The sequence below is a fragment of the Pseudomonas sp. ANT_J28 genome (assembly GCF_008370005.1).
Taxonomy (GTDB): Bacteria; Pseudomonadota; Gammaproteobacteria; order Pseudomonadales; family Pseudomonadaceae; genus Aquipseudomonas; species Aquipseudomonas frigoris.
Genome location: NZ_VOBM01000018.1, coordinates 89,720 through 116,036 on the forward strand (window position 1 = coordinate 89,720; position 26,317 = coordinate 116,036).

Annotated in this window: 18 protein-coding genes; 5 read left to right on the top strand and 13 right to left on the bottom strand. The window is 60.0% G+C overall.

What is annotated here, in order from left to right; all coding sequences use genetic code 11:
* Nucleotides 1–6: 6 nt before the first annotated feature.
* The 12 genes from FQ187_RS14975 to glnE all read right to left on the bottom strand — a co-directional run bounded on the left by FQ187_RS14975 (nt 7) and on the right by glnE (nt 14,714).
* On the bottom strand, nt 7–903 hold the full coding sequence (locus tag FQ187_RS14975) for an antimicrobial resistance protein Mig-14 (protein WP_149630079.1): 897 nt from the start codon (nt 901–903) through the stop codon (nt 7–9).
* On the bottom strand, nt 903–2,033 hold the full coding sequence (locus FQ187_RS14980; protein ID WP_149630080.1) for a glycosyltransferase: 1,131 nt from the start codon (nt 2,031–2,033) through the stop codon (nt 903–905). Before FQ187_RS14980 ends, FQ187_RS14975 begins: the two co-directional genes overlap by 1 nt.
* Nucleotides 2,017–3,774 (bottom strand): carbamoyltransferase, encoded by a 1,758-nt coding sequence (locus FQ187_RS14985; RefSeq protein ID WP_111449307.1) that lies wholly within the window; start codon nt 3,772–3,774, stop codon nt 2,017–2,019. Before FQ187_RS14985 ends, FQ187_RS14980 begins: the two co-directional genes overlap by 17 nt.
* Nucleotides 3,775–3,946: 172 nt before the next feature.
* Entirely contained in the window at nt 3,947–4,282 is a 336-nt protein-coding gene (locus FQ187_RS14990) for a YceK/YidQ family lipoprotein (RefSeq protein ID WP_149630095.1), read from the bottom strand.
* Between the two features lie 241 nt (nt 4,283–4,523).
* Nucleotides 4,524–5,975 carry a lipopolysaccharide kinase InaA family protein gene (locus FQ187_RS14995; protein ID WP_149630081.1) on the bottom strand — a complete coding sequence of 484 codons (1,452 nt, stop codon included), beginning with the start codon at nt 5,973–5,975 and terminating at the stop codon, nt 4,524–4,526.
* Complete coding sequence (locus FQ187_RS15000; protein ID WP_149630082.1) at nt 5,975–6,727, bottom strand: lipopolysaccharide kinase InaA family protein; 753 nt, start codon at nt 6,725–6,727, stop codon at nt 5,975–5,977. The genes FQ187_RS14995 and FQ187_RS15000 overlap by 1 nt, the downstream gene beginning before the upstream one ends.
* Nucleotides 6,724–7,458 (bottom strand): lipopolysaccharide kinase InaA family protein, encoded by a 735-nt coding sequence (locus FQ187_RS15005; protein ID WP_149630083.1) that lies wholly within the window; start codon nt 7,456–7,458, stop codon nt 6,724–6,726. Before FQ187_RS15005 ends, FQ187_RS15000 begins: the two co-directional genes overlap by 4 nt.
* The gene (gene rfaP, locus FQ187_RS15010; RefSeq protein ID WP_149630084.1) at nt 7,458–8,264 is read right to left on the bottom strand and encodes a lipopolysaccharide core heptose(I) kinase RfaP; all 807 of its coding nucleotides are present in this window, start codon (nt 8,262–8,264) and stop codon (nt 7,458–7,460) included. Before rfaP ends, FQ187_RS15005 begins: the two co-directional genes overlap by 1 nt.
* A complete protein-coding gene (locus tag FQ187_RS15015) occupies nt 8,264–9,385 on the bottom strand; it encodes a glycosyltransferase family 4 protein (protein WP_149630085.1) in 1,122 nt (373 codons plus the stop codon). Before FQ187_RS15015 ends, rfaP begins: the two co-directional genes overlap by 1 nt.
* Nucleotides 9,385–10,446, bottom strand: coding sequence for a lipopolysaccharide heptosyltransferase RfaC (gene rfaC / locus FQ187_RS15020; protein WP_149630086.1), 1,062 nt, complete (start codon nt 10,444–10,446; stop codon nt 9,385–9,387). The genes FQ187_RS15015 and rfaC overlap by 1 nt, the downstream gene beginning before the upstream one ends.
* 1 nt (nt 10,447) lies before the next feature.
* Nucleotides 10,448–11,482, bottom strand: a complete 1,035-nt coding sequence (waaF, locus tag FQ187_RS15025; protein WP_149630087.1) for a lipopolysaccharide heptosyltransferase II — start codon at nt 11,480–11,482, stop codon at nt 10,448–10,450.
* A gap of 292 nt (nt 11,483–11,774) precedes the next feature.
* Complete coding sequence (gene glnE / locus FQ187_RS15030; RefSeq protein WP_149630088.1) at nt 11,775–14,714, bottom strand: bifunctional [glutamate--ammonia ligase]-adenylyl-L-tyrosine phosphorylase/[glutamate--ammonia-ligase] adenylyltransferase; 2,940 nt, start codon at nt 14,712–14,714, stop codon at nt 11,775–11,777.
* 383 nt (nt 14,715–15,097) lie between these two features.
* Between glnE and aceE the strand changes: the two genes are divergently transcribed.
* The 5 genes from aceE to msrA all read left to right on the top strand — a co-directional run bounded on the left by aceE (nt 15,098) and on the right by msrA (nt 25,008).
* Entirely contained in the window at nt 15,098–17,743 is a 2,646-nt protein-coding gene (gene aceE, locus FQ187_RS15040; RefSeq protein WP_149630089.1) for a pyruvate dehydrogenase (acetyl-transferring), homodimeric type, read from the top strand.
* A gap of 11 nt (nt 17,744–17,754) precedes the next feature.
* Nucleotides 17,755–19,728: a dihydrolipoyllysine-residue acetyltransferase gene (gene aceF / locus FQ187_RS15045; protein WP_149630090.1), complete on the top strand. Its 1,974-nt coding sequence runs from the start codon at nt 17,755–17,757 to the stop codon at nt 19,726–19,728.
* A 280-nt stretch (nt 19,729–20,008) separates the two neighbouring features.
* Entirely contained in the window at nt 20,009–21,403 is a 1,395-nt protein-coding gene (locus FQ187_RS15050; RefSeq protein WP_149630091.1) for an alkaline phosphatase D family protein, read from the top strand.
* Nucleotides 21,404–21,597: 194 nt separating this feature from the next.
* Entirely contained in the window at nt 21,598–24,291 is a 2,694-nt protein-coding gene (locus FQ187_RS15055; protein WP_149630092.1) for a bifunctional diguanylate cyclase/phosphodiesterase, read from the top strand.
* A gap of 69 nt (nt 24,292–24,360) precedes the next feature.
* The gene (gene msrA, locus FQ187_RS15060) at nt 24,361–25,008 is read left to right on the top strand and encodes a peptide-methionine (S)-S-oxide reductase MsrA (RefSeq protein WP_046045665.1); all 648 of its coding nucleotides are present in this window, start codon (nt 24,361–24,363) and stop codon (nt 25,006–25,008) included.
* Between the two features lie 150 nt (nt 25,009–25,158).
* Here the strand turns inward: msrA and FQ187_RS15065 are convergent, their stop codons facing one another.
* Nucleotides 25,159–25,998: a 23S rRNA (adenine(2030)-N(6))-methyltransferase RlmJ gene (locus FQ187_RS15065; protein ID WP_010464314.1), complete on the bottom strand. Its 840-nt coding sequence runs from the start codon at nt 25,996–25,998 to the stop codon at nt 25,159–25,161.
* Nucleotides 25,999–26,317: the final 319 nt, after the last annotated feature.

Here is a 26,317-nt window from a genome sequence, read left to right on the forward strand (position 1 = left end):
GCTGACTCATACGGTGAACACCGGCACAGGATTGCACCAGCGATCCTTGTATTCACGATCGGCGCGACCGAAAGAAAAGCGCAACGGTTTGTCCAACGCCCGGGCATGCTCCCAGGCGCTTTGCGTATTGAGAAAGCTCAGCACGCTGCCCGGACTGAATTCGCGGGTTTCAGGATCGACGCCGCCATTGATGTACTCGACGCTGATCCACTGCGGTGTCTCGACACGGTAGACCAGTTGAATCGCTATCGGCGCATCGTTGAGAAAAATCACCGAGCCGATCAGCAAATCACGCAGCAACTCGATGACCTCAGCCATGCGCTCGGCCCCCGTCGCCGGGAAGCCCCAGCGACGCTGGAACAGGTCGCAATAGATCGCCGCCAGTTCACTGCTGGAAAACTCGGCGACCGGCCGGACCACTCCGCCCGCTTCTTCCAGCAATCGCAATTCACGACGCTGGTTGTAGCGAAACTTCTTCGACAGTTCTTCGGGAGTGCGGGCCATCGCCAGCTGTTCAGCCTGCAACTTGATACCGGTAAAGCGGCCCTCATTCAGCGCCGACAGGTAGCGTCCGCGATGACGCAGCGGCGCTTGTGCATCGACAGCGGCCGGCAGGATGAACTCGGCATTACCGAGGTCGAACAAGCCTTTCTTACCGCAGCGCTTGAGCACGTCCTTGGACAACGCGAGGTCGCGGCCCCAGGTCGGGATCGCGGCTTTGACTTCACCGTTTTGCTCCCAGGCCAGGTAGCGCACGGGAATGTCGGCCAACTGCGCCAGCCGCTCGACCACCATGGGATGAGTGGCGACGCTGCCGCCGTAACGTTGCCAGGCCTCGGCATATGTCGAGGCGTCGACTACCGCCCAGCCACGTTCGCGCCAGCCTTGAAATCGGTTGAGCATCAGCCCCTCGGCGCCAGTTCGGTAACGTGCGGCAAACGCCAGAAAGCATCGCGCACCGCGCGGTCGGAGAAGCGCTCACGCAAGCGATCGAGCATCAGCTCGGCGCACTGGTGACGTTGCTGCTCGTCCATCGCGGCCAGATGTTGCAGCCCTTGAGCCAAGTGTTCAGCATCGCCCAGCGGGAACAGAATACCGACGCCCTCGACCACTTCCTTCGCCCCGCCACACGCCGTGGCGAGCAACGGCACGCCAGCAGCCATGGCCTCCAGCAGCACCATGCCGAACGGTTCGTGATCGGAACTCAGGGCAAACACATCGAAGGCCCGGAAATAACGCCGAGCCTCAGGCACCTGACCGAGGAACAGCACGCGGTCGCCGATACCCAGCTCACGGGCCAGGGCCTTGAGGTCCTGCTCCAGTCGACCGGCACCGAGAATCACCAATTGGCTATTGGCCGGTAAACCCGGCAAAGCCGCGGCAAAACCGTGCAGCAGCGTGGCCTGATCCTTGTCCGGATGCAGCCGTCCGACATTGCCGACAACCCAGGCATCCGGCGCCAGACCGAGGGTTTCCCGGGCCTCCCGAACCGACACCTGACTGTCCTGCAAGGTCTGCACATCGATACGGTTATAGAGGGTCTGAATCCGCGCCGCCGGCCACTTCGGCAGGCAATGGCGCATGTCGTCGCGCACGGCATCGGAAACCCCGAGCAGGCTCAGGCGCTTGCGGAAAATATTCGCGAAGAGTTTGCGGGTGCCGCGCTTGTAATCGTCAAACGCGTGATGCACGCCAATCACCGGCAACGACGTGCCGAGCAAGGCGATATAAATAGGCTTGAAACGGTGAGCGATGCAAAAACTGAAATTGCGCGAGGCGGCGATCTTGCGCAGATCGCCGATGGCGCCCAGCTTCAGGCCACGAATGGCCTTGGAGCTGTATTCCATGAACAGCACTTCATCGGAAGCACAGCCCGCGGCGACTTCGGCATCGGCAGCCCCGGTCAGAAACACCGTGGTCACTCGATAACCGGTCCCCGCGAACAGGCTGGCGTACTGCCGGGCGCAGTCCAGAAACGGCCCGTCATAGCCGTGACAGAACTGCAGCACATGGCGTTCAGCCGAGCGTGTCATATGCGTCCGCGCCCTCTTTGACCACCAGGATGTCTTCCATGATCAGATACTGTAGATCGGAACCGAAGAACATGTTCAGGGCATCCGTCGGCGAGCAGATCATGGGTTCGCCACGACGGTTGAGCGAGGTGTTCAGCGACACGCCGTTACCGGTCAGCACTTCCAGTGCCTTCATCATGTCGTAGTAGCGCGGGTTGTATTCGCGCTTGAGCACCTGGGCCCGGGACGTGCCGTCTTCATGGACGACTTCCGGCACGCGGGTTTTCCACTCCTCCGCCACTTCAAAGGTGAAGGTCATGAACGGCGCCGGATGATCGACCTTGATCATTTGCGGTGCAACGGTGTCGAGCATCGACGGGCAGAAAGGCCTCCAGCGCTCGCGGAACTTGATCTGGTGGTTGATGCGGTCAGCCACGCCCGTCGCACTCGGGCAACCAATGATCGAACGACCGCCCAAGGCGCGCGGACCGAATTCCATGCGGCCCTGGAACCAGGCCACCGGGTTGCCGTCGACCATAATCTTGGCGATGTTCTCCGGCATGTTCTCAAGCTTGCGCCATACCGGCTTGCTCGGGTGACGGGCGCATGCAGCGAGGACGTCTTCGTTGGTGTACGACGGACCGAGGTAGACGTGTTCCATCTTCTCGACCGGCACACCACGGGCGTGGGACACATAGGCCGCCGCGCCAACCGCGGTGCCGGCATCGCCGGACGCAGGCTGCACGAACAGTTCTTTGACGTCATCGCGGGCGATGATTTTCTGGTTCAGCTTGACGTTCAACGCACAGCCACCGGCGAAGGCCAGCTTGCCGGTTTCCTTGAGCACGTCGCCCAGGTAGTGGTCGATCATCTGCAGCGAGATCTTTTCGAACAGCGCTTGCATGCTCGCGGCGTAGTGGATGTACGGCTCGTCGGCGATGTCGCCTTCGCGCTTGGGACCCAGCCACTCGATCAGCTTCGGCGAGAAGTAGAAACCTTTGCCCTTCTCTTTATAACGACGCAGGCCGATGACGTTGGCGTAGTCGGTGTTGATCACCAGCTCGCCGTTCTCGAACGAAGCCAGGCGCGAGAAATCGTATTTGCTGGCATCGCCATACGGCGCCATGCCCATGACCTTGAACTCACCGTCGAGCATCTCGAAACCGAGGAACTCGGTGATCGCGCCGTACAGTCCGCCGAGGGAGTCCGGATCGAAGAATTCCTTGATCTTGTGGATCTTGCCGTTTTCGCCGTAACCAAAAAAGGTCGTGGCGTACTCACCCTTGCCGTCGATCCCGAGGATCGCGGTTTTCTCTTTGAAACCGGAGCAGTGATAAGCGCTGGAGGCGTGAGCCAGGTGATGCTCGACCGGCTCGATCTTGATTTTCTTCGGATCGAAACCCAATTGCTCGAGGCACCAGACAATCTTGTTGCGATAGCGCTTGTAGCGACGGTTACCCATCAGGATCGCATCGAGCGCGCGGTCCGGGGCGTACCAGTAACGCTTGGCGTAATGCCAGCGAGCCTTGCCGAACAGGCTTATCGGCGCGAACGGAATCGCTACCACATCAACGTCGGATGGCTTGATGCCGGCCTGCTCGAGGCAGAACTTCGCCGACTCGTAAGGCATGCGGTTCTTTGCATGTTTATCGCGCACAAAGCGCTCTTCCTCAGCCGCCGCGACCAGCTTGCCGTCGATGTACAACGCTGCGGAAGGATCATGGCTAAGGGCGCCGGACAGGCCAAGAATCGTCAATGCCACAGGGGTCTAGCCTCTTTAGTCTGCATGCAGGCGCAAAGCGCCTCAAAGATTAATGTGCCCTCGCAAAGGGCGAGTGGCAGCTAAAGGGCGGGATTATAGCGTAAACATGGCGGGAATGACCCAGCGCATATTGCCCCCGCAAAGTGATCCGGGCGAAAGCAGGCGACATCGCTCATCCGCGGCCTGACCTCCAGTAAATACTCATATTGCCGTCGGTAGCTTGTCGGTAAACCGTATAGGGCAGGAGGACGGTATCGAAAACACCCGACAGGGTGAAATCCACCAACACGAACGGTAAAAGAATACCCGTGGGATCAGGCGCTGCATTTAATACGCAAAAGTCGTAGGCCAGGCCGCTGTAGATACGCGGTATGGATTGACAGTAAGTCTTTTGCTTCCTGAGGCTACGAGCCGCATCCTCGTCATCCTGCAGCACCGTAACAGCGGTCCCGCAGCCTGATAAAACCAGTGCAAAAGTGCTCAGTAACACCGTCATTTTTATCGTCAAAGTCTGCCCTCCGTGAACGTCAGGCAAACTAGCATCGCGGCCATTCAGGGCACAGTTCATGGGGTCTGTGGATCGTGTAGGACGATTCACAAGAATGTGCCCCCTTAATCTCGGGTGACTCGTCTGGCCCCTTCGCGAGCAAGCCCGCTCCCACATTGTTTTGGTGTCGCACACTTAATTTGTGTGCGACCGAGAACTATTGTGGGAGCGGGCTTGCTCGCGATAGGACCGAAGGTCCGATTCAGGCAGCGCTAGAGATATCTTTGGGAACGCGCTGATCAATGACCCGATACAGCGCACTGCTCTCAGGCCAGTTACGCATGAACCTTGCCCGATCCCGCGCGTAGGCCGGGGCGAAGCTGTTGAGCGAGGCATGCTGACACATCGAATCCAGATCAATCAGCGCCCAGCGATCGTGCTGCCAGAACAGGTTGTGTCCCTTGAAATCCCCGTGACTGATCCGCTCGCCAATCAGCTCGGCAAACAAATGATCCAGCGCCAGCAATTCGGCTTCCGGTGCCTCACCACTTTCAACGTAAGGTGCAAACCGCTCGATGATGTCCGGCCCCGGCAAATACTCGGTCACCAGATAAGCCCGACCGCGCAACCAGAGAAAACGCGTCTCCAGCAACGCCAACGGCTTGGGCGTGGCGATGCCGAGAAACGCCAGGCGATTGCCTTCACGCCAGGAATGCCAGGCACGGCTCGGACGCCAGAAGCGTTTGAGCCAGTGTGCAAAACCTTTGATGTTGTAGCGCTTGATCACCAGCGTACGACCAGCCACCTCGACCTTGCCGACGCTCGCGGCGCCGCCAGTCTTGTACAGATGGCCCTGATCGAGCAACGCATCGGCCTGCGCCAGCACCGGCAGCATCGCCGTTTCTTCCTCGCGGCGAATCGCCCGCAAGCCGAACGCTCCGCGCTGGACACTGAACAGCGTGCATTCGCGGCCGACCTTGATTAGGAAGTCCTTCAGGCGCCAGCTGCGCACCTTGCTGATCTGCTTCTGCAACGCTTCCATGGGCAAGGCATGCTCGCCGTTGCTCAGCAGGTAGTACACCAGCAACTCTTCGGTGCAGGGTTCCAGCGACTTGGGCAACTGGGCAAAAAACACCCCGAGGTTTTCCAGGACTTTCTGCCGCGAGAGCGGCTTGCCAGCCGTCTCCACGCAGATCCCGGCACCGTCGATCAAATACAGCCGACCGCCCTGGCGCAGCAGGTTGTCCAGGTGCAGGTCTTCCTGCCACAGGCCCTTGCGGTGCAATTGACCAATCGCACCCAGCGCATCGGCCAATACCGCCGATTGCTCATCCGCCAGCATCGGCAAATGTTCGACCTGCTTCCAGGCATCCCCAAGGCTTTCGGCGCCTTCAAGGAAATCAAACAGCAGCCAACCGCCCTCGCCGTCCTTCAGGCCATCAGCCAGCAGCAACGGCGTGGTCAACCCCTGGGCCGCCAGCAACCGCACGCCATCCAGCTCACGCTGAAAATGCCGCGCCGCTTTGCTGCCGACCAACAACTTGGCCAGCACCGGCCGCCCGCGCCAGACACCGGCACCGACATAACGCTGCCCCGGCAACACCCGCAACAGACTCAGCAACTGCAGCTCGGCAGGGCCGGCGGCATCGGCCAGTGGAATGTTCAGCGGCAGGCTCGGGCTGCGGCCAGCGTTTTTCAGCTCGGACAAACGCATCAGCGCGCCTCCTTATGACTGCGCCGCGCGGTCAGCCGCGCCAGCCAGCTGTCGATCAGCGAACTGTCTTGCGATTGATCCAGATAGGCGGCCAGCAGCTCGCGCAACTGCGCTTCGCTCCACTCAGGCGCCCGACGCAGCAACGGCTCCAGGTCTTTGGCCCGGTCGCGCAAACCAAACAGCAACGGCCGGGTCTTTTCCAGGTCGATCAGCTGGGCCAGGTAACCGTCGCGGGTGGCCTGGAGAAAAATATGCTTGGGGTAGAAGCACCCGTGAACCTGACGCGCGCCGTGCAGGCACCGAGCCAGTTGTCCACAGGCCTGCAGAATGGCCGAATGCTGCGCCGAACTCAGGTCCGACCAGCGCTGCAACAGCGAATCCAGGTCATCCCAACCGTCCAGGGCACGGGTCAGCAGAATCGCCCGGACTTCGCCGTTGACCTTGCGCTCACCGAAGAATGCCGCCTTCAGCGCTGGAATACCGAACTTTTCATAGCGACTGATATTGCGAAACTCACGGGAAAAACTCGGCTCGCCAAAGGGCGCATGCAAGGTGCGCATCTGGTAGTTGCTCTGGCGTTTCAGGTAGTAGCCATGGCCTTCCAGATCCAGCCGAAACACGCTGCTCCAGCCACCGCGAGCGGTATTGGGCTCGTCCACAGCGTCGAGCTGCTTGGCCCAGAGTGCGTCGAAGGTGCCGAGGCCGTGACGCTCAAGCAGCGCACGGTCTTCAGCCGCCAGGAAATCAGTCATTCGCGTCCCTCGAAAAATCTCACCACGTGCCGGATCCGTTTTTTGTCGGCGGCATTCAGCCGATCACGCTGGCGATATTGCAGGTAAAAGCGCAGGCGCTGGGTAGCCGACAAGTGATACTTGGCGACCTTGTCCAGACAGGCCAGGTCCTTGGTGATCCGGTATTTGAGCCAGAAGCCGCGCCAGAAATCACCATTGGGGCAGTCGATCAAAAACAGTCGGGCCTCATCGTCGATCAGCAGGTTGCGCCACTTCAAATCGTTATGGGTAAAACGATGGTCGTGCATGGTCCGGGTATAACCCGCCAGCTGCCGGCTGACGTTGTCGACCCAGGCGTGGTCCGCCAGCTTTGGATCATGCCGCTCGGCCAGGGCCGACAAGTCTTCGGTATGCGGCAGCTCACGAGTGATCATCGCCCCGCGATCGTACGCCGCACCGCGACGCTCCAGGCCCCAGGCCACCACTTCGGCGGTAGGAATGCCCCACTTGGCGAAGCGCTTGAGGTTCTGCCACTCGGCTTTCACCCGAGGCTTGCCCAGGTAACGGCGCAGACCTTTGCCCGCACCCACGTAGCGTTTTACGTAATAGTTGACGCCATTGCGCTGGACGCGAATGACCTCGGACAACAGGTCGCGCGTCAGGCGTTCGCCCTCAAGCGCAAACACAGCCTCAAGACTGCCGAAATCTTCTGCAAGATCACTGTACGCAGGCTCCAGTTTCCAACCCGCCATCAGAGCGCATCTCCGTATCGCTGTTTACGGTCGTAGAGTTTGTTGGCCTTGCCTTCGAGCCAGGCGAGCAACCCGGCTTCCTCACCCAGTATCTGGCGCAGGGGCTGCTGGAAATACCCCTTGAGGAAACGCAATTTGTCGCGACGGGTCAGACCGATGTCCAGGGCCGAAAAATACAGCGCCGCCAGGTCCTTGTTGCGCCAGCGCTGGGTAATCGTCGGACGGGTCTGGGCGCGGTGCAGGTCGATCACCGAGAGCCTGAAATCGTCGGCCGTCACCGGCTTGTCGGTGTGCAGCAGAAAGTGGCAGATGTAGCAGTCGCGATGGTTGACGCCGGCGCGGTGCATCATGCCGGTCATGCGCGCGACTTCGGCGATCAGCGCGCGCTTGAGTTTTGGCTCGGGCGGGCGCTTGACCCAGTCGATACTGAAGTCTTCAAGGCTGACAGTCGGCGCCAGCTCTTCGGTGACGATGAACGAATGCTGGTCCGCCGGGTTGCTGCCCTTCTCGCCATAAGCCACGGCGGTCATGGTCGGCACGCCGACTTCTTGCAGGCGCTGAATGGCCTTCCATTCCTGGCCGGCACCGAGCACCGGCAACTTGGCAGTGAGCAGGTTCTTGAAGATCTCGCCCCAGCCAATGCCACGGTGGATCTTCACGAAAAAGCCATTGCCATCGACTTCGGTACGCAGGGTTCGGCGCGCTTCAAGTTCGCGGTATACCTCGCCCTGGAGGCCCTCGACTTCAGCGAACGGGTCGCGTCCGGCCCAAAGGCTCTTGAACGGTTCAGCCAGCATCAACTTCATTAAGCGTGCTCCGCCAGAATCACATCGGCCGCGTGCTGCGGCATGCTGTAGAGGTCGGCCGTCTCGGCGAAGGCCAGACCATTGCGGCTCCAGGCCGCCCGTGCTTGAGCGTCGTTCAACATACCGGTCAGGTACTGGGTCAGCTGCGTCTGATCGAAAGGTTCATCCAGCACCAGACCGGCGTCGGCCTCGGCGATGTAATGGGCGTAACCACACACCGCACTCACCAGCACCGGCAACCCGGCCACCAGGGCTTCGAGCAACACAGTCCCGGTGTTTTCGTTGTACGCCGGGTGAATCAACAGATCGGCGCCGAGCAGAAAACGCGGGATGTCGCTGCGGCCCTTGAGGAACGTCACGTTATCGCCAAGCCCCAATGTGGCGCTCTGCATCTGGAATAATTTGGGGTCGTCCTGGCCAATTACAAACAGCCGGGTGCGTTTCTTCAGATCAGCGGGCAATGCGGCCAGCGCCTTGAGGCTGCGATCCACACCCTTGGTCTTGAACCCGGAGCCGATTTGCACCAGCAGCAGATCATCGTCTTTCAGGTTGAATTCGAGACGGAATTCGGCACGGATCTCGGCGGCATTGGCCGGCGCACGACGATCCTGGGAAATGCCCGGCGGCAGCAGATGAAAGCGCGCAAGCGGCGTGTCGTAATGCTTGATGAACAGCGGCTGCTGGACTTCGGAAATCATCAGCACTTCGGTCTTGGCATCCTTGGCGAACACCGCGCGCTCGTACTCGGCGAAGTGCCGGTAGCGGCCCCAACGACGGTACAGCGAGTTACGCAGGTTTTGCGCCTTGTCTTCGAAGCAGCCATCGGCGGCGTAGTAGACGTCCAGACCCGGCATTTTGTTGAAGCCGATCAAACGGTCCACCGGACGCTTGGCCAGATCCGCTTCCATCCATTCGCTGAGCTTCTCGTTGCGTCGATGATTGAAGAACGCCTTGACCGGCGCCACCAACACTTCGAACCCCGGCGGAATGTCGCCTTCCCAGATCAGCGTGTAGACTCGAATCTGATGGCCGCGTTGCTGACATTCCAGGGCGATGCGCATGAAATCGCGCTGCAAGCCCCCGAATGGAAAGTACTTGTACAAGACGAATGCCAATTGCATCAGCGCAGCTCCTCAGCCAGTAACAATGTGCTCAGTCGGGTCGCGACACGCTCGGGATTCAGACGCGTGAAGCACAGGGGCCACTCGCGTTTAAGGTCAAACTGACGGGCATCTTCGGCCGTCGGTTGATACGTACATTTCTTTTGCATACACGGCGCACAGGGGAAATCGCTGGCGATGTGAATCTGCGCTTTACCGTAGGCGCCGGTCAGGCCCGGGTTGGTCGGGCCGAACAGCGACAGCGTCGGCACGTCCAGCGCAGCGGCGAGGTGGCCGAGACCGGTGTCCACCGCCACGCAGGCTTGCGCGCCGGCCAGTACTTTGCCGACACCCGCCAGATTCAGCTTGGGCAGCACTTCGACGTGCCTCATGTCTTTGGCGATGCGCTCGGCCCGGGCTTTCTCGATCGGATTACCCCACGGCAGCTTCACCGCGACACCGAGATAACCGACGCGCTCGGCCAACTCGCGCCAGTAGGCTTCAGGCCAATGCTTGGTGTCCCACGTGGTGCCGTGCAGGAACACCACGTAAGGATTCTTGCGCGGCAATTCCACCAGTCGTTCGACGTTCAGGCCGTAATCGCCCAAGCCTTTGGGCAGGTCGTAACCCAGGGCCACAGCAAACAGCTGACGCACCCGCTCCACCGCGTGTTGCCCACGGGCCACGGCCAGACGCCGGGAATAAAAGCGTGCGGCAATCGGCTCACGGGCCGAGTTTTTATCCAGCCCGGCCACCGGGGCGTTGGCATATCGGGTCAGCAACGCACTTTTCAGGAGGCCCTGGGCATCGATCACCAAATCGTATTTGTTGGCGCGAACGCTTTGCTTGAAGCGCTTCCACTCGCCACTTTTGATGGTCTGCCAGATGTTTTTGCGCCAGCGACGGATCGCGACGGGAATCACCTTGTCCACGGCCGGGTGCCAGGTCGGGATTTCGGCGAAGCCCTCTTCCACCACCCAATCGAACTGGATGCCGGGGATCGCCCGTGCCGCGTCGGTCAGCGCCGGCAACGCGTGAATCACGTCACCCAGCGAAGAAGTCTTGATCAGCAGTACCCGCAAACTATTTGACCTCGACCACAGTGCCCTGCAAACGCTGCAAGGCTTCGTTCACCGCTTGCGGCATGAGCTGGCGCAGGCAGTTGTAATGACCGAAACGGCACGTGCGATCGAAGCAGGGGCTGCATTCGATGCCCAGGCGCACGATCTCGACGTGCTCGGCCAATGGCGGCGTGAAACCCGGCGACGTCGAGCCGTAGACTGCCACCAACGGGCGATTCAGCGCAGCGGCGACGTGCATCAGGCCGGAGTCGTTGGACACCACTGCGTCGGCGCAGGACATCAGGTCGATGGCTTCGGCCAGGGAGGTGCCGCCGCTGAGGTTCACCGACTCTTCACGCAAACCGGGAATCAGCCGCGAACGGATGTCTTCGCCGACGGCGTGATCGTTTTTCGAACCGAACAGCCAGACTTGCCAGCCTTCGCGGATCTTCGCTTCGGCAACCTTGGCATAGTGCTCGGACGGCCAGCGCTTGGACTCGCCGAACTCGGCACCGGGGCACAGCACCAACACCGGGCGGTCGAGGGCCAGGCCGAACTTGGCCATTGCCGCCTCGCGCGTGACCGGGTCGATTTGCAGGCTCGGCCGTGGATAAGGTGTCGGCAGCTCGGCACCGGGCTCGTAAGCCAGGGCCATGAAGCGTTCGATCATCAGCGGGTAACGTTCTTTATCCAGCGTGCGCACGTCATTGAGCAGGCCGTAGCGGAATTCGCCACGCCAGCCGGTGCGTTTCGGGATGCCGGCGAAGAACGGCACCAATGCCGACTTCAGGGAATTGGGCAGCAGGATCGCCTGGTCGTACTGGCCGGCCAGGGATTTGCCGATGCGCCGACGCGTCGCCAGCTCCAAAGCACCGTGACCGAGCGGAAAGCTCAAGGCCTGGCGTACTTCGGGCATGCGCTCAAGAATCGGCCGGCTCCACTCGGGGGCCAGCACGTCGATTTCGCATTGCGGGTGGCGCTGCTTGAGACACTGAAACAGTGTCTGCGCCATCACCATGTCACCGACCCAACTGGGCCCAACGATCAGAATTTTCATGTGGTTTCCATAAACGAGCCGGGGAGGCATACGCCTCCCCGCCTCGAGAATCACTGCGGGAGCAAGGCTGCTTGCGATGGGTCATCACCTTCAACATTATTGTCGACTGTCATTCCGCTATCGCGAGCAAGCTCGCTCCCACATTGGGATTTGGTGTACATCGATCTGCGAAACAATGCAGATCTACTGTGGGAGCGGGCTTGCTCGCGAAGGCGGAGTGTCAGTCACTATAGAGGCTGAATGTGACGGCATCTTCGCGAGCAAGCCCGCTCCCACATTTGAATTGTGTCGCTTAACTCAATCCCAGCTCGCGCCAGATCCGCACTACCTGCCGCCGTTCGTCCACGAACTGGTCGCCCGGTATCACCCCGGCGTCCTTCTGCAAGGCCTGCCGGTGAGCGGCTGAACGGTAGGCTTTATAGGCCTCGCGCAACAGGCTGGCGTCTTCGGCGGGCATCAGCCCTTCCTCCTCCAGCCCTTCCAGAATGCGGATATTGTCAGTCCAGCGCAGCAATGGCGGGTGCGATTCGGACCACGCCAGGGCCGCGTATTGCACCATAAATTCAATATCGACGATACCTCCAGCGTCTTGCTTGAGATCGAACGGCGCCGTGGCCTCGAAGGCATTTGCTCCGGTGCCGGCCGCGGTGCTCTTGCTGCCAAGGTTATCGCGCATTTTGGCGCGCATCTCGCTGACCTCCTGGCGCAAGGTCGCCAGGTCCCGCGGCTTGCCCAATACCGCCGCGCGGACTTTCTCGAACGCCTGGCCGACGTCCGGGCTGCCCACCAGCACCCGCGCCCGCACCAGCGCCTGATGCTCCCAGGTCCAGGCTTCATTTTCCTGATACCGGGCAAACGCACCGAGCGAACTCACCAGCAACCCCGACGCACCGGATGGCCGCAAACGCATGTCCACTTCGTACAGTTGACCGGAGTTGGTCTGGGCCGTCAGCAGGTGAATGATCCGCTGCCCCAGCCGGGTGAAAAATTGCGCACCGTCGATAGGCTTCGCCCCGTCGGTTTCCGCCTGCGGGTCACCATCGTGGATGAACACCAGGTCCAGGTCCGAACCATGCCCCAGTTCCAGACCACCGACTTTCCCATAACCGACAATGATGAAGCCGGGATCGCACAAGGTGCCGTCGGTGCGCTGCGGCGTACCGTATTTGCTTACGGTCTGGCGCCAGGCCAGGGCCAGCACTTGTTCCAGGATCGCTTCGGCGAGCCAGGTCAGGTAATCACTGACCTTCATCAACGGCAGGCTGCCGGCGATTTCCGAAGCGGCGACCCGTAAACGGTGCGCCAGTTTGAAATGCCGCAGGGCTTCCATTTGCTGTTCGAGGTCGTCTTCGGGAATCCGCGTCAAACGCTCGCGTAACTCGGCAGCCAGTTCCGGCGCCAGCGGTGGCTTGAACAGCCGACCTTCGTTGAGCAATTCGTCGAGCAGCAGCGGGAAGCGGGTGATCTGTTCGGCGATCCACGGGCTCGCGGCGCACAAGGTCAGCAAACGTCGCAGCGCGCCGGGGTTTTCGGTCAGCAACACCAGATACGCGGAACGGCGAGCCACGGCTTCCACCAGTGGCAAAACCCTTTCCAGCACCAGATCCGGATTGGCGTGCTCCACGGCCTGAGCCAGCAGCCGCGGAATAAAGGCATCGAGGCGCTCACGCCCCAGTCGTTGCATCGCCCGCAACTGCGGGCTGCTGCGCAAACCGGCCAACGCTTTCAGGGCTTTGGTGGCATCAGCGAAACCGCCCTCTTCCAATTGACGGCAACCGGCCTCTTCATCCTGAGCCTCTTCCCATAACGGCAGCCATTCGCCGCCGACCACCACTTCGCTTTCGGCGCCTTCCTCTTCGTCGGGATCGGCGATCACCTGGCCGAAGTGCCAGGCCACACGACCGCGCCAATACATAAGCTGTTCATGAAAAGCCGCCCAATCGGCAAAACCCAACATAAAGGCGATGCGCGCCTGATCCTGAGCACCGTCCGGCAACATCTGGGTCTGGCGGTCGGCAATCGCCTGGATCGCGTGCTCGGTGTACCGCAGAAACTCGTAGCCTTCGCGCAATTCGCTGATCACCGCCGGCGGCAGGTAACCCTGACCTTCCAGCGTGCTCAGTACTTTTAATAGAGGTCGTTGCTGCAAGCTCAGGTCGCGGCCGCCATGGATCAGTTGGAACGCCTGGGCGATAAATTCGACTTCACGAATGCCGCCGGAGCCGAGTTTGATGTTGTCGGCCATGCCCTTGCGCCGGACTTCCTGCTGAATCAGCTGCTTCATGGTGCGCAGCGCTTCGATCGCCGAAAAGTCGAGGTAACGCCGGTAAACGAACGGCCGCAGCATGTCTTGCAATTGCGCGCCGGCCACTTGATCGCCGGCCACCACCCGCGACTTGATCATCGCGTAGCGTTCCCAGTCGCGCCCCTGATCCTGGTAATACTGCTCCAGCGCGTTGAAGCTCAGCACCAATGCGCCGGCCGAACCGTAAGGCCGCAGGCGCATGTCGACGCGGAATACAAAACCGTCGACGGTCATCGGGTCCAACGCCTTGATCAGACGCTGGCCGAGACGAATGAAAAATTCCTGGTTATCCAGCGAGCGTTTGACGCCGACGGTTTCGCCGCCCTCGGGATAGGCGAAGATCAGGTCGATGTCCGACGACAGGTTGAGCTCCACCGCGCCGAGCTTGCCCATGCCGAGAATGACCATCTGCTGCGGCTCGCCACTGCGCCGGCCAGTCGGCACGCCGAACTGCTGGCAGTGCCGCGAGTACAACCACTGATAGGCCTGATCGATGCTGGCATCGGCCATGTCCGAGAGGTCGCGACAGGTCTGGGTCAGATCGCACTGACGCGTCAGGTCGCGCCAGATGATCCGCACTTGATGACGGGTACGTTGACGACGCAGGGCGCGACCGAGCCCATCGTCGGTTTCTGCTGCATTCACCGCTGCCGCAATCTGTGCGCACAGCTCGCCGGGAGCAAAACTTCGGTCCAGCTCACCGGACTGCACCAGCTCCAGCAACATCAATGGGTCACGGACACTTTGTTCAATCACGAAGTCGCTGGCAGCGGTGACGCGGGCAAATTGTGCCCAGCGCTCAGGCGTCCATGCGGCCAGGCCATGATCGTCAGGAAGCACGGCGACGGCCGCACGGAACGACTGCTCGGCGCGGGTGACAAACGGCAGGAGGATGCCAGGCAGTTCGGCAAGCGAAGGGAGGCTCATGGTCTATCCTTGATCGGCGTGTAGAGGGCTGCATGTAGTGATTCGCGAGAATGCACTACCTGATCGACTGTCGAACAAAGGTTAGAAATAGCTGAAATTTCTTTATTTTTGGCAGACAGCATCAAGCTTTCACCTTTTCTGGTTGGCAAAAGACCAACCTTAACGATTATTCTCACAACGCAGCTGGAGGCCACAAGCCGCTCATCTGTAGTTTTACTACTCGTATATACATTCGAAAGGCTGAAATGCCCGAAGATTTGTAGTAAAACTACACGCCGCCGGAACAACCTCTCGGCAATCCAAGAATTTATATCGTCTGCCCACAAGGCCAGTCGCAAACTCAGGCAACCGATTCTGGAAGCCTTTCCGCCCTGGAGCAAGCCATGCAAGACCTCGATCCCGTCGAAACCCAGGAATGGCTGGACGCCCTGGAATCGGTTCTCGACAAAGAAGGCGAAGACCGCGCTCACTATCTGATGACCCGTATGGGCGAACTCGCAACCCGTAGCGGTTCGCAATTGCCTTACGCCATCACCACGCCATACCGCAACACGATCCCCGTTACCCACGAAGCACGCATGCCTGGCGACCTGTTCATGGAACGCCGCATTCGCTCGTTGGTACGCTGGAACGCGATGGCCATGGTGATGCGTACGAACCTGAAAGATTCTGACCTGGGCGGTCACATCTCCAGCTTCGCCTCCAGCGCAACCCTGTACGACATCGGCTTCAACTATTTCTTCCAGGCCCCGACCGACGAACACGGCGGCGACCTGATCTACTTCCAGGGTCACACCTCGCCAGGCGTATACGCCCGTGCGTTCATGGAAGGCCGCATCACCGAAGACCAGATGAACAACTTCCGCCAGGAAGTCGACGGCCAGGGCTTGTCGTCCTATCCGCACCCTTGGCTGATGCCTGATTTCTGGCAGTTCCCGACCGTATCCATGGGTCTGGGCCCGATCCAGGCGATCTACCAGGCACGCTTCATGAAGTACCTGGAAGCCCGTGGCTTCATCCCTGAAGGCAAGCAAAAAGTCTGGTGCTTCCTGGGCGACGGCGAGTGCGACGAGCCGGAATCCCTGGGCGCGATCTCGCTGGCTGGCCGCGAGAAGCTCGACAACCTGATCTTCGTTATTAACTGCAACCTGCAGCGCCTCGATGGCCCGGTTCGCGGCAACGGCAAGATCATCCAGGAACTCGAAGGCGTGTTCCGCGGTGCGCAGTGGAACGTGACCAAAGTCATCTGGGGCCGTTTCTGGGACCCACTGTTGGCCAAAGACGTCGACGGTATCCTGCAACGCCGCATGGACGAAGTCATCGACGGCGAGTACCAGAACTACAAAGCCAAAGACGGCGCGTTCGTTCGTGAACACTTCTTCAACTCGCCAGAACTCAAGGCGATGGTTGCTGATCTGTCCGACGACGAAATCTGGAAACTCAACCGTGGCGGTCACGACCCGTACAAGGTCTACGCGGCATACCACGAAGCGGTCAACCACAAAGAACAACCGACCGTCATCCTGGCCAAGACCATCAAGGGTTATGGCACCGGTGCCGGCGAAGCGAAGAACACCGCGCACAACACCAAGAAAGTTGATGTTGAAAGCCTGAAGCTGTTCCGCGATCGTTTCGACATTCCGGTCAAAGACGAAGAACTGGAAAACCTGCCGTTCTTCAAACCGGAACCAAACAGCGCTGAAGCCCGTTACCTGAGCGAGCGCCGCACTGCACTGGGCGGTTTCGTGCCACAGCGCCGTGCCAAAAGCTTCGACATCCCGACGCCACCGCTGGATACCCTCAAGGCAATCCTGGACGGCTCGGGCGACCGTGAAATTTCCACCACCATGGCTTTCGTGCGGATCCTCGCGCAACTGGTCAAGGACAAGGAAATCGGTTCGCGCATCGTCCCGATCATCCCGGACGAAGCCCGTACCTTCGGTATGGAAGGCATGTTCCGTCAGTTGGGCATCTACTCCTCCGTCGGCCAGCTCTACGAGCCAGTCGATAAAGACCAGGTGATGTTCTACAAAGAAGACAAGAAGGGCCAGATCCTCGAAGAAGGCATCAACGAAGCGGGCGCCATGAGCTCCTTCATCGCTGCCGGTACTTCGTACTCCAGCCACAACCAGCCAATGCTGCCGTTCTACATCTTCTACTCAATGTTCGGCTTCCAGCGTATCGGCGACCTCGCCTGGGCCGCTGGCGACAGCCGCACCCGTGGCTTCCTGATCGGCGGCACCGCCGGCCGGACCACGCTGAACGGCGAAGGCCTGCAACACGAAGACGGTCACAGCCACATCCTGGCTGGCACCATCCCGAACTGCCGCACCTTTGATCCAACCTACGGCTACGAGCTGGCGGTGATCATTCAGGACGGCATGAAGAAGATGACCGAAGAGCAGCAGGACGTTTTCTACTACATCACCGTGATGAACGAGTCCTACCAGCAGCCAGCCATGCCGGCCGGTGTCGAGGAAGGCATCATCAAGGGCATGTACCTGCTCGAAGAAGACACCCGCGAAGCGGCGCACCACGTTCAGTTGATGGGCTCCGGCACCATCCTGCGTGAAGTCCGTGAAGCAGCGAAGATCCTGCGTGAAGAGTTCAACGTCGGCGCTGACGTGTGGAGCGTTACCAGCTTCAACGAACTGCGTCGCGATGGCCTGGCCGTCGAGCGCAGCAACCGTCTGCATCCGGGCCAGAAGCCTAAACTGAGCTATGTCGAAGAGTGCCTGAACGGCCGTCAAGGTCCGGTCATCGCGTCTACCGACTACATGAAGCTGTTCGCTGAGCAAATTCGTCAGTGGGTCCCGTCCAAGGAATTCAAAGTCCTGGGCACCGACGGTTTCGGCCGCAGTGACAGCCGCAAGAAGCTGCGTCACTTCTTCGAAGTCGACCGTCATTTCGTGGTGTTGGCAGCCCTGGAAGCCTTGGCTGACCGTGGTGATATCGAACCTAAAGTGGTGGCTGAAGCCATCGCCAAGTTCGGGATCAACCCGGAAAAACGCAACCCACTGGACTGCTGAGGAGACACTCTGTGAGCGAACTCATTCGCGTACCTGACATCGGCAGCGGTGAAGGTGAAGTAATCGAACTATTTGTGAAGGTCGGCGACCGTGTGGAAGCCGACCAGAGCATCCTGACGCTTGAGTCGGACAAGGCGAGCATGGAAATTCCTGCGCCCAAGGCCGGCATCGTCAAAAGCATCAAAGTGAAGCTGGGCGATCGCTTGAAAGAAGGCGACGAACTGCTGGAGCTGGAAGTCGAAGGTGCCGCTGCTGCGGCCTCTGCACCGCCCCCTGCGGCTGCCGCTGCGCAGGCGCCAAAGGCTGAAGCGAAATCGGCTGCTGCTCCTGCTCCGGCAGCAGCTGCACCGGCCGCTGCTCCCGCTGCTGCAACTATCCAGCAAGTGCACGTGCCGGACATCGGTTCGTCGGGCAAGGCCCAGATCATCGAGATCCAGGTCAAGGTCGGCGACACCGTCGAGGCTGATCAGTCGCTGATCACCCTGGAATCCGACAAGGCCAGCATGGAAATCCCATCGCCTGCCGCTGGCGTGGTCAAGAGCATCAGCGTCAAGCTCAACGACGAAGTCGGCACTGGCGACCTGATTCTGGATCTGGAAGTGGCGGGTGCTGCGGCACCCACTGCGGCCGCGCCAGCTCAGGCGGCGGCACCTGCTGCCGCTGCTCCAGCGCCAGCCGCTGCGGCCCCGGCGGCACCGGTTGCTGACAGCGTTCAGGACATTCATGTCCCGGACATCGGCTCCTCGGGCAAGGCCAAGATCATCGAAGTCCTGGTCAAGGCCGGCGATACCGTTGAAGCTGATCAGTCGCTGATCACCCTGGAATCCGACAAGGCGAGCATGGAAATTCCATCGCCTGCCGCTGGCGTGGTGGAAAGCGTTTCCATCAAGCTGGATGACGAAGTCGGTACCGGCGACCTGATCCTGAAGCTGAAAGTCAAAGGTGTTGCGCCTGCTGCTGCCCCGGCTCCGGCCGCTGCTGCTCCTAGTGCTCCAGCTCCAGCCGCCGCTGCGCCTGCTGCCCCGGCTCCGGCCGCACCGACTGCTGCACCGGCCAAACCGGGCGCCAAGGTTCACGCTGGCCCGGCAGTACGCCAACTGGCTCGCGAGTTCGGCGTCGAGCTGAGCGCGGTCAGCCCAAGCGGCCCGCACGGTCGTGTGCTGAAAGAAGACGTGCAGGTTTACGTCAAAGCCATGATGCAGAAAGCCAAGGAAGCACCGGCCGCTGCTGCTGGCGCAACCGGCGGCGCGGGCATCCCGCCAATTCCGGTCGTGGACTTCAGCCGCTTCGGTGAAACCGAAGAAGTGCCGATGACCCGTCTGATGCAAATCGGCGCGTCGAGCCTGCATCGCAGCTGGCTTAACATTCCGCACGTGACTCAGTTCGATTCGGCTGATATCACCGACCTGGAAGCGTTCCGTATCGCTCAGAAAGCCGTGGCAGAGAAGGCTGGCGTCAAGCTGACCATCCTGCCGCTGCTGCTCAAGTCCTGCGCGCACCTGCTCAAGGAACTGCCGGACTTCAACAGTTCGCTGGCACCAAGCGGCAAGGCGATCATCCGCAAGAAGTACGTGAACATCGGCTTCGCCGTCGACACCCCTGAAGGCCTGCTGGTACCGGTCATCAAGAACGTCGATCAGAAGAGCCTGCTGCAACTGGCAGCTGAAGCCGCCGTGTTGGCCGCCAAAGCCCGCGACAAAAAGCTCACCGCTGACGACATGCAAGGCGCCTGCTTCACCATTTCCAGCCTCGGCCACATTGGCGGCACCGGCTTCACGCCGATCGTCAACGCGCCGGAAGTGGCGATCCTCGGTGTTTCCAAGGCAACCATCCAGCCAGTCTGGGATGGCAAAGCCTTCCAGCCGAAACTGATGCTGCCACTATCGCTGTCCTACGATCACCGTGTGATCAACGGCGCCGCTGCTGCACGCTTCACCAAGCGTCTGAGCGATCTGCTGGCGGACATCCGCACCATCCTGCTGTAACACCGATCGGCCCTCCTTCACCGGAGGGCCCGTCGCGTTCCACGTTTTCCGAGCGCCACGCTCGTACCTCAACCCCGCCAGTTTGGCGGGGCTTTTTTTGCCTGCAAGAAAGCCACCCGACTCCCCTTTCCTACATTCGCGGCTTACGTCGCCCACAACTCCAGTCCACTTCTGCTCGATATTTTTTGCGAACCCATAACTAAGCTTATTTCAACTAATTATCGTTAAACCTTCATCATCCAATTTTGCTTAGTTAGCACCAACTCGAATGGATTCGAACATGTTCAAACCGACTGCCGGCCCTATTATTGGCCACACAACAACTAACCACACACGCATCTTCTTGCGTGGCGAACTTCAAAACAATGCGCCGGCATTTGCAGGTATTCGTTATCGCCGGCCTGGCGAAGAGCGCTGGTCCCAAGGTGTATTTGCAAAGTTGACGATCTTGCGTGATATGTCCGATGTCATAGCGCTCAACGACCTTGTCACCGATACCGAGTACGAATACCAGGCGGGCTGGTTCAGCCCCATGAGCCCGGCGCACACCGTGGAAACCATTCAGGAACTGCCGCTGCAATGGCCGCGCGATATCTACCGGTTTCGCACACAGTCCAGCAAAGCCACGATTCCACGGGCCTATATCGTCGGTTCATGTCGTTACCTGCGCATGACCGCTGGCGTCCCGTCTGCACCGCATCTGGGGGACAGGATTTTCGCCTCGATCACGAATCTGGCGCAGCAGGCCGAACCGCCCATCAGCGCCATGTTGATGACCGGCGATCAAATCTATGTCGATGACCTGAACGTCATTGCTCCCGACCGGGAATACAAGGAAATACTCAGTAAGTACCGCGCAGCTTTTTCCCAACCCAATATTGCCAAGTTAATGTCCGGCGTGCCGACTTACATGATCCTCGATGATCATGAAATTGAAGACAACTGGCCCGCCAACAAAAATAAGGCCGACACCTATTTATACAAAAACGCCATCGCGGCGTATGAGTTGTATCAAGCCAGTCATAGCCCGGCGCATGCACTTCTTGCCAGCGGGCAAATAAATAGAAAACTGGAACAGTATTGGTATCAATTCGCCGAAGGCGATATCGAATGGTTTGTCACTGACAGTCGAACCCGACGCAACCTGTCGGCCAATGATCGACGCATCCTCGACGAAGAGCAGGAACAGGCCTTGTGCAAATGGTTGATTCACAGTCCGGCCAGGGTGAAGTTCGTGGTCACCAGCGTGATGTTCTACCCCGACCGCAAAGCCCACGGTGATGACGCGTGGAAGGCCTTTCCCGAACAACGTCTGCGGCTGCTGGAGGCGATTCGTACACACCGCATCAAGAACGTCTTCTTCGTTTCCGGCGATGTCCATGGCTCCCTGACCAGTCGTCTGACCCACAGCGAAGACCCGGACTTCGAGGTGCACACCATCGTCTCCTCACCCTTGTGCAACAGCAAACTGCTGCCGTACGCCAAGGCATCCACCTTCATCCTCGATCAACCGTTGGAGCGAACAGCCGCCGGCGACTATCAGCATGAACTGACCAGCAAGGTGGTCAGCGAGGACAACTTTGCCCATTTGATCGTCGATGCCGAACAGGTTCGTGTCAGTTATCACGACCGGGACGGCAAGCCTTTGCAGTCGACCAGCATCCCGCTACATTGAGCCCTTGAGGGCCAATTGCATTAGTTTCGGCCGTTTGTTGGAGAAATCTTCGCGCCGGCCGACATATTCTTATAGCACTTGGCCTTCATGTCTCTTGTCAGTCAGTGTCGCAATGATGCAACCTTGCCGCAGGTAACAGTAAAGAGGGCGAGAGCCCGGCGCGATCAGTCTATTCGAAGTGAGTTTCCCTCCATATGAAGAGCCAACCCGATGCCGCCAGCCGTATGGTGGCCGAGGTAGTGACGCAGTTGCCTGTGCCCTCGCGGCTCGGCATGCTTCGTTTCGAACGGCTGAATGAAGCGAGTTGGGCGCTGCTGTTTCTCGATCCCAATTGCGAACGACAGTTCGGCCTGCCGGCGGTGGAGCTGTGCGCTCTGGTCGGCTCGCCCTACGCCAGCCTGATGGAGCCCGAAGCGCGCTATCAGCTGCATGACGCGGTTCAGCAACAACTCACCGAAAGCCCGCATTACCTGATCCGCTACACCCTGCACACCGCCGCAGGCTCCTTGAACCTGCTGGAACTGGGCGAAGCCTACAAACAACACAATCGACACTTGCTGCGCGGCTATTTGCTGGTGGTCGACGGCCTGTTCGAGGGCGAGCATCTGCTGCCGGCCCTGGACCTCGAAACCCAGAACTCTCGCCTGCAAATCGCCCTGGAACTCAATCAGCGCGCCCAGCAGGAACAGCTTCTGCACCTGGACCGGGTGCGCGCCCAGCAAGACTTGATCCTGCTACTGACCCGCCAGCGCTATAGCAGCAACAAATCCCTGCAAGAAGCCGCCGAACTGATCACTCGCAGCGCCTGTGACATTTACGAAATCGACTGCGCCAGCCTGTGGAACCTCGAAGGTTCACTGCTCGTGCCGATTTCGGCCTATCACCGCGCCAGCCAGGAATACCTGCTGCCAGAGCCGATTGACGTCAGTCTCTTCCCTGATTATCTGGATGCCTTGCACACCGGCCGCGCCATCGACGCCCACAACGCCATGCGCGACCCGCGCACCCGGGAAATGGCCGAACACCTGCGCTCGCGTGATGTGAACGCCATGCTCGACGCCAGTATCCGCGTCGACGGCCAAGTGGTCGGCGTACTCTGCCTGGAGCAGACCGGTACGACCCGCGCCTGGCAATCGGACGAAATTGCTTTCGCCGGTGAGTTGGCGGATCAGTTTGCCCAAGTCATCAACAACCACAACCGCCGCACCGCCACCAGCGCCCTGCACCTGTTCCAGCGCGCGGTCGAGCAAAGCGCCAACGCCTTTTTGCTGGTCAATTGCGATGGCGTGGTGGAATACGTCAACCCGAGCTTCACGGCGATCACCCAGTACACCACCGAAGAAGTCCACGGCCAGCGGCTGTCGGAACTGCCGGCACTGGAAAACCTCAGCGAACTGTTGTTCGACGCGCCCTCGGCGCTGGCCAAGAGCAACAGTTGGCAGGGTGAGTTCAAAAGCCGCCGCAAAAACCTCGAACCCTACTGGGGCCAGTTGTCGATTTCCAAGGTTTACGGCGACAACCGCGAGCTGACGCATTACATCGGCATTTACGAAGACATCACCCAGACCAAGCTCGCCCAGCAACGCATCGAGCGTCTGGCTTACACCGATAACCTGACCAACCTCGGCAACCGCCCGGCCTTCATCCGCAACCTCGATGAACGTTTCGCCCGAGACAGCGATACCCCGATCAGCTTGTTGCTGGTGGACATCGACAACTTCAAGCGGATCAACGACAGCCTCGGCCACCAGACCGGCGACAAACTGTTGATCAGCCTAGCCCGACGCCTGCGCAACAGCCTGAGCCCTAGCGGCAGCCTGGCGCGGTTCGCCAGTAACGAATTCGCCGTGCTGCTGGACGACACCGACCTGCGTGCGGGCCAACAGATTGCCAATCAATTGCTGGCGACCCTCGACAAGCCAATGTTCGTCGACAACCAGCTGATCAGCGTCACCGGCTCCGTGGGCCTGGCCTGCGCACCGTTGCACGGCCGTGACCCGCAAACCCTGATGCGCAACGCCGGCCTCGCGCTGCACAAGGCCAAGGCCAACGGAAAACACCAGGTTCAGGTGTTCACCGAAGCGCTGAACGCCGAGGCCAGTTACAAACTGTTCGTCGAAAACAACCTGCGCCGCGCCCTGACCCAGAACGAACTGGACGTGTTCTACCAGCCCAAGCTCTGCCTGCGCAGCGGTCGCCTGCTCGGGATGGAAGCGCTGCTGCGCTGGAACCATCCGGAAAAAGGCATGATCCGCCCGGACCAGTTCATTAGCGTCGCCGAAGAAACCGGCCTGATCATCCCCATCGGCAAATGGATCGCCCGCCAGGCCTGCCGCATGAGCAAAGACCTGACCGCCGCTGGCCTGGGCAATCTTCAGGTGGCAATCAACCTGTCGCCCAAGCAGTTCTCCGACCCGGACCTGGTGTCGTCCATCGCCAACATCCTCAAAGAAGAAGCGCTGCCGGCAAACCTGCTGGAACTCGAACTCACCGAAGGCCTGCTGCTGGAAGCCACCGAAGACACCCACTTGCAGCTCGATCAGCTCAAGCGTCTGGGCCTGACCCTGGCCATGGACGACTTCGGCACCGGCTACTCATCGCTCAGTTACTTGAAAAAATTCCCGATCGACATCATTAAGATTGATCGAAGCTTCATCCACGAAATCCCGGACAACCAGGACGACATGGAAATCACCTCCGCAGTGATCGCCATGGCCCACAACCTGAAACTCAAGGTCGTGGCTGAAGGCATCGAAACCGCCGAGCAGTTGGCTTTCCTGCGCCGTCATCGCTGCGACGTCGGCCAGGGCTACCTGTTCGACCGCCCTATCCCCGGCGTAGAGCTGATCGAAAAGCTCAAGCGCTATCCGCGTGGCCCGATCGCCTGACAGCGGCGTAACACTCGGGCAAACTGCGTGTCTGACAATTTACATTCAACCTGACTGAGGGGACTGATCATGGTCTTGCGCTCGGAAATTCTGGTGAACAAAAACGTGCTCCCGACTAAAGAACAAGCTCTGCCTGGCCGTGAAACCCCAATGACGGTGCCGGAAAAACACTTCGTCCACGACGCCCCGCTGCTGGGCCCGTTCGCGATGGACGTGGATTTCGCGATCTTCGGCCTGGGCTGCTTCTGGGGCGCAGAGCGCAAGTTCTGGCAGCGCGAAGGCGTGGTCAGTACGGCGGTGGGTTACGCCGGCGGCTTTACGCCGAACCCGACGTATGAAGAAGTCTGCTCGGGCCTGACCGGCCACAGCGAAGTGGTACTGGTGGTCTACGAGCCGGCGAAAGTCAGCTACGAAGAGCTGCTGAAAATGTTCTGGGAGCTGCACAACCCGACCCAGGGCATGCGTCAGGGCAACGACATCGGCACCCAATACCGCTCGGTGATCTACGCCACCAACCCGACTCAGTTGGCAGCCGCCAAGCACAGCGAGCAAGTGTTCCAGGCCGAGTTGACCAAGGCTGGCAAAGGCACGATCACCACTGAAATCGACGAAGCGCCGACGGTCTACTTCGCCGAGGCTTACCACCAGCAGTACCTGGCGAAAAACCCTGAAGGGTATTGCGGCATTGGCGGTACAGGCGTGACTTGCCCGATCTGATCTCAGGGCCCAAAAAACTTCGCGAGCAAGCCCGCTCCCACATTGGATCTACGCCTGACCACACTCTTGTGATCGACATAAATCTACTGTGGGAGCGGGCTTGCTCGCGAAGGCGTCTTGTCAAACACCATCAAAACATCTGATCAGCAATCAACTCTCAGCAATCAACCAATCCATCTGCCAACCACCCTGGGTCTGCCCAAGCTTCTTGGACAACCACGGCAGCAACTCACGCAATTCCTCTTCCAGACCCCACGGCGGATTCGCAATCGCCAGCCCCGAACCATTCAGACTGTTCGGAGTATCCAGCGGATGCACCAGCAACTCGACACGCAACAACTTCGGCGCGCCCGTGCCCGCCAGATCCTGATAAAAACGACGCAACATGCGCTGGTCCTTCACCGGGTACCAAATCGCCGCCACGGTTTGCCGCATCCGGCCAATCGCCTCTTTCAGCGACGCCGCACAGCGCTGCATCTCATCCAGCTGCTCGAATGGCGGATCAATCAACATCACCGCCCGCTTCTCCTGCACCGGCAACATCGCACGCGGCACATGCCAGCCTTCACCCAGATGCACCTTCACCCGACGGTCACCGGCCATGTTGTCCTTGAGCAGCAAACCGTCTTCCGGATGCTTCTCGTTGAGCATCACCCGATCCTGCGGCCGCGTCAGACGCCGCGCCAACTCCGGCGACCCCGGGTAATAGCGCAACTGGCCATCCGGGTTCATGTCGTGCAGCACCTTCATGTAATCCGCGGTCAACGCCGGCAGATCCGGCTGATCCCACAAACGCGCAATGCCTTCCAGGTACTCACCGGTACGGCTCGCCTGATCACCCTGCAGGTCATAAAGACCAATGCCGGCGTGAGTGTCGAGATAGGCAAACGGCTGCTCCTTGCGCGACATCAAAGCGATGATGCGGGTCAAAGTCAGGTGTTTGAACACATCGGCGTGATTGCCGGCATGGAAGGCGTGACGATAATTCATGGCTGCTCCTGCGAAGGGCGGGAAGTTTACCTTGTACGGCGGCGAACGTCAGGGCCTCACAGCCGAGCGGGCAAGCTGCCACACAACCTGTAGCAGCTGGCGAAGCCTGCGTCCGGCTGCGCAGCAGTCGTAAACCCTGCTTGCACGGCGTGTCTGAAAAATCGCGAGTGCTGATTTTACGACTGCTGCGCAGCCGAACGCAGGCTTCGCCAGCTGCTATGTATGGACTCGCCCCCACTGTCTACCCGCTTTTGAAAAACCGCCGCCCCGTTGCATCTATGTATCAGGCCTATTCGAAGAAGCCGTCTTCGGCTTCTGG

Excerpts from the sequence above, each read along its gene's own strand:
- FQ187_RS15005 (WP_149630083.1), bottom strand. The coding sequence starts at position 7,458 with ATGGCGGGTTGGAAACTGGAGCCTGCGTACAGTGATCTTGCAGAAGAT.
- FQ187_RS14975 (WP_149630079.1), bottom strand. The coding sequence starts at position 903 with ATGCTCAACCGATTTCAAGGCTGGCGCGAACGTGGCTGGGCGGTAGTC.
- FQ187_RS15055 (WP_149630092.1), top strand. The coding sequence starts at position 21,598 with ATGAAGAGCCAACCCGATGCCGCCAGCCGTATGGTGGCCGAGGTAGTG.
- FQ187_RS15015 (WP_149630085.1), bottom strand. The coding sequence starts at position 9,385 with ATGCAATTGGCATTCGTCTTGTACAAGTACTTTCCATTCGGGGGCTTG.
- glnE (WP_149630088.1), bottom strand. The coding sequence starts at position 14,714 with ATGAGCCTCCCTTCGCTTGCCGAACTGCCTGGCATCCTCCTGCCGTTT.
- FQ187_RS15050 (WP_149630091.1), top strand. The coding sequence starts at position 20,009 with ATGTTCAAACCGACTGCCGGCCCTATTATTGGCCACACAACAACTAAC.
- FQ187_RS14980 (WP_149630080.1), bottom strand. The coding sequence starts at position 2,033 with ATGACACGCTCGGCTGAACGCCATGTGCTGCAGTTCTGTCACGGCTAT.
- msrA (WP_046045665.1), top strand. The coding sequence starts at position 24,361 with ATGGTCTTGCGCTCGGAAATTCTGGTGAACAAAAACGTGCTCCCGACT.
- FQ187_RS15065 (WP_010464314.1), bottom strand. The coding sequence starts at position 25,998 with ATGAATTATCGTCACGCCTTCCATGCCGGCAATCACGCCGATGTGTTC.
- FQ187_RS14995 (WP_149630081.1), bottom strand. The coding sequence starts at position 5,975 with ATGCGTTTGTCCGAGCTGAAAAACGCTGGCCGCAGCCCGAGCCTGCCG.
- aceE (WP_149630089.1), top strand. The coding sequence starts at position 15,098 with ATGCAAGACCTCGATCCCGTCGAAACCCAGGAATGGCTGGACGCCCTG.
- rfaP (WP_149630084.1), bottom strand. The coding sequence starts at position 8,264 with ATGAAGTTGATGCTGGCTGAACCGTTCAAGAGCCTTTGGGCCGGACGC.
- FQ187_RS15000 (WP_149630082.1), bottom strand. The coding sequence starts at position 6,727 with ATGACTGATTTCCTGGCGGCTGAAGACCGTGCGCTGCTTGAGCGTCAC.
- waaF (WP_149630087.1), bottom strand. The coding sequence starts at position 11,482 with ATGAAAATTCTGATCGTTGGGCCCAGTTGGGTCGGTGACATGGTGATG.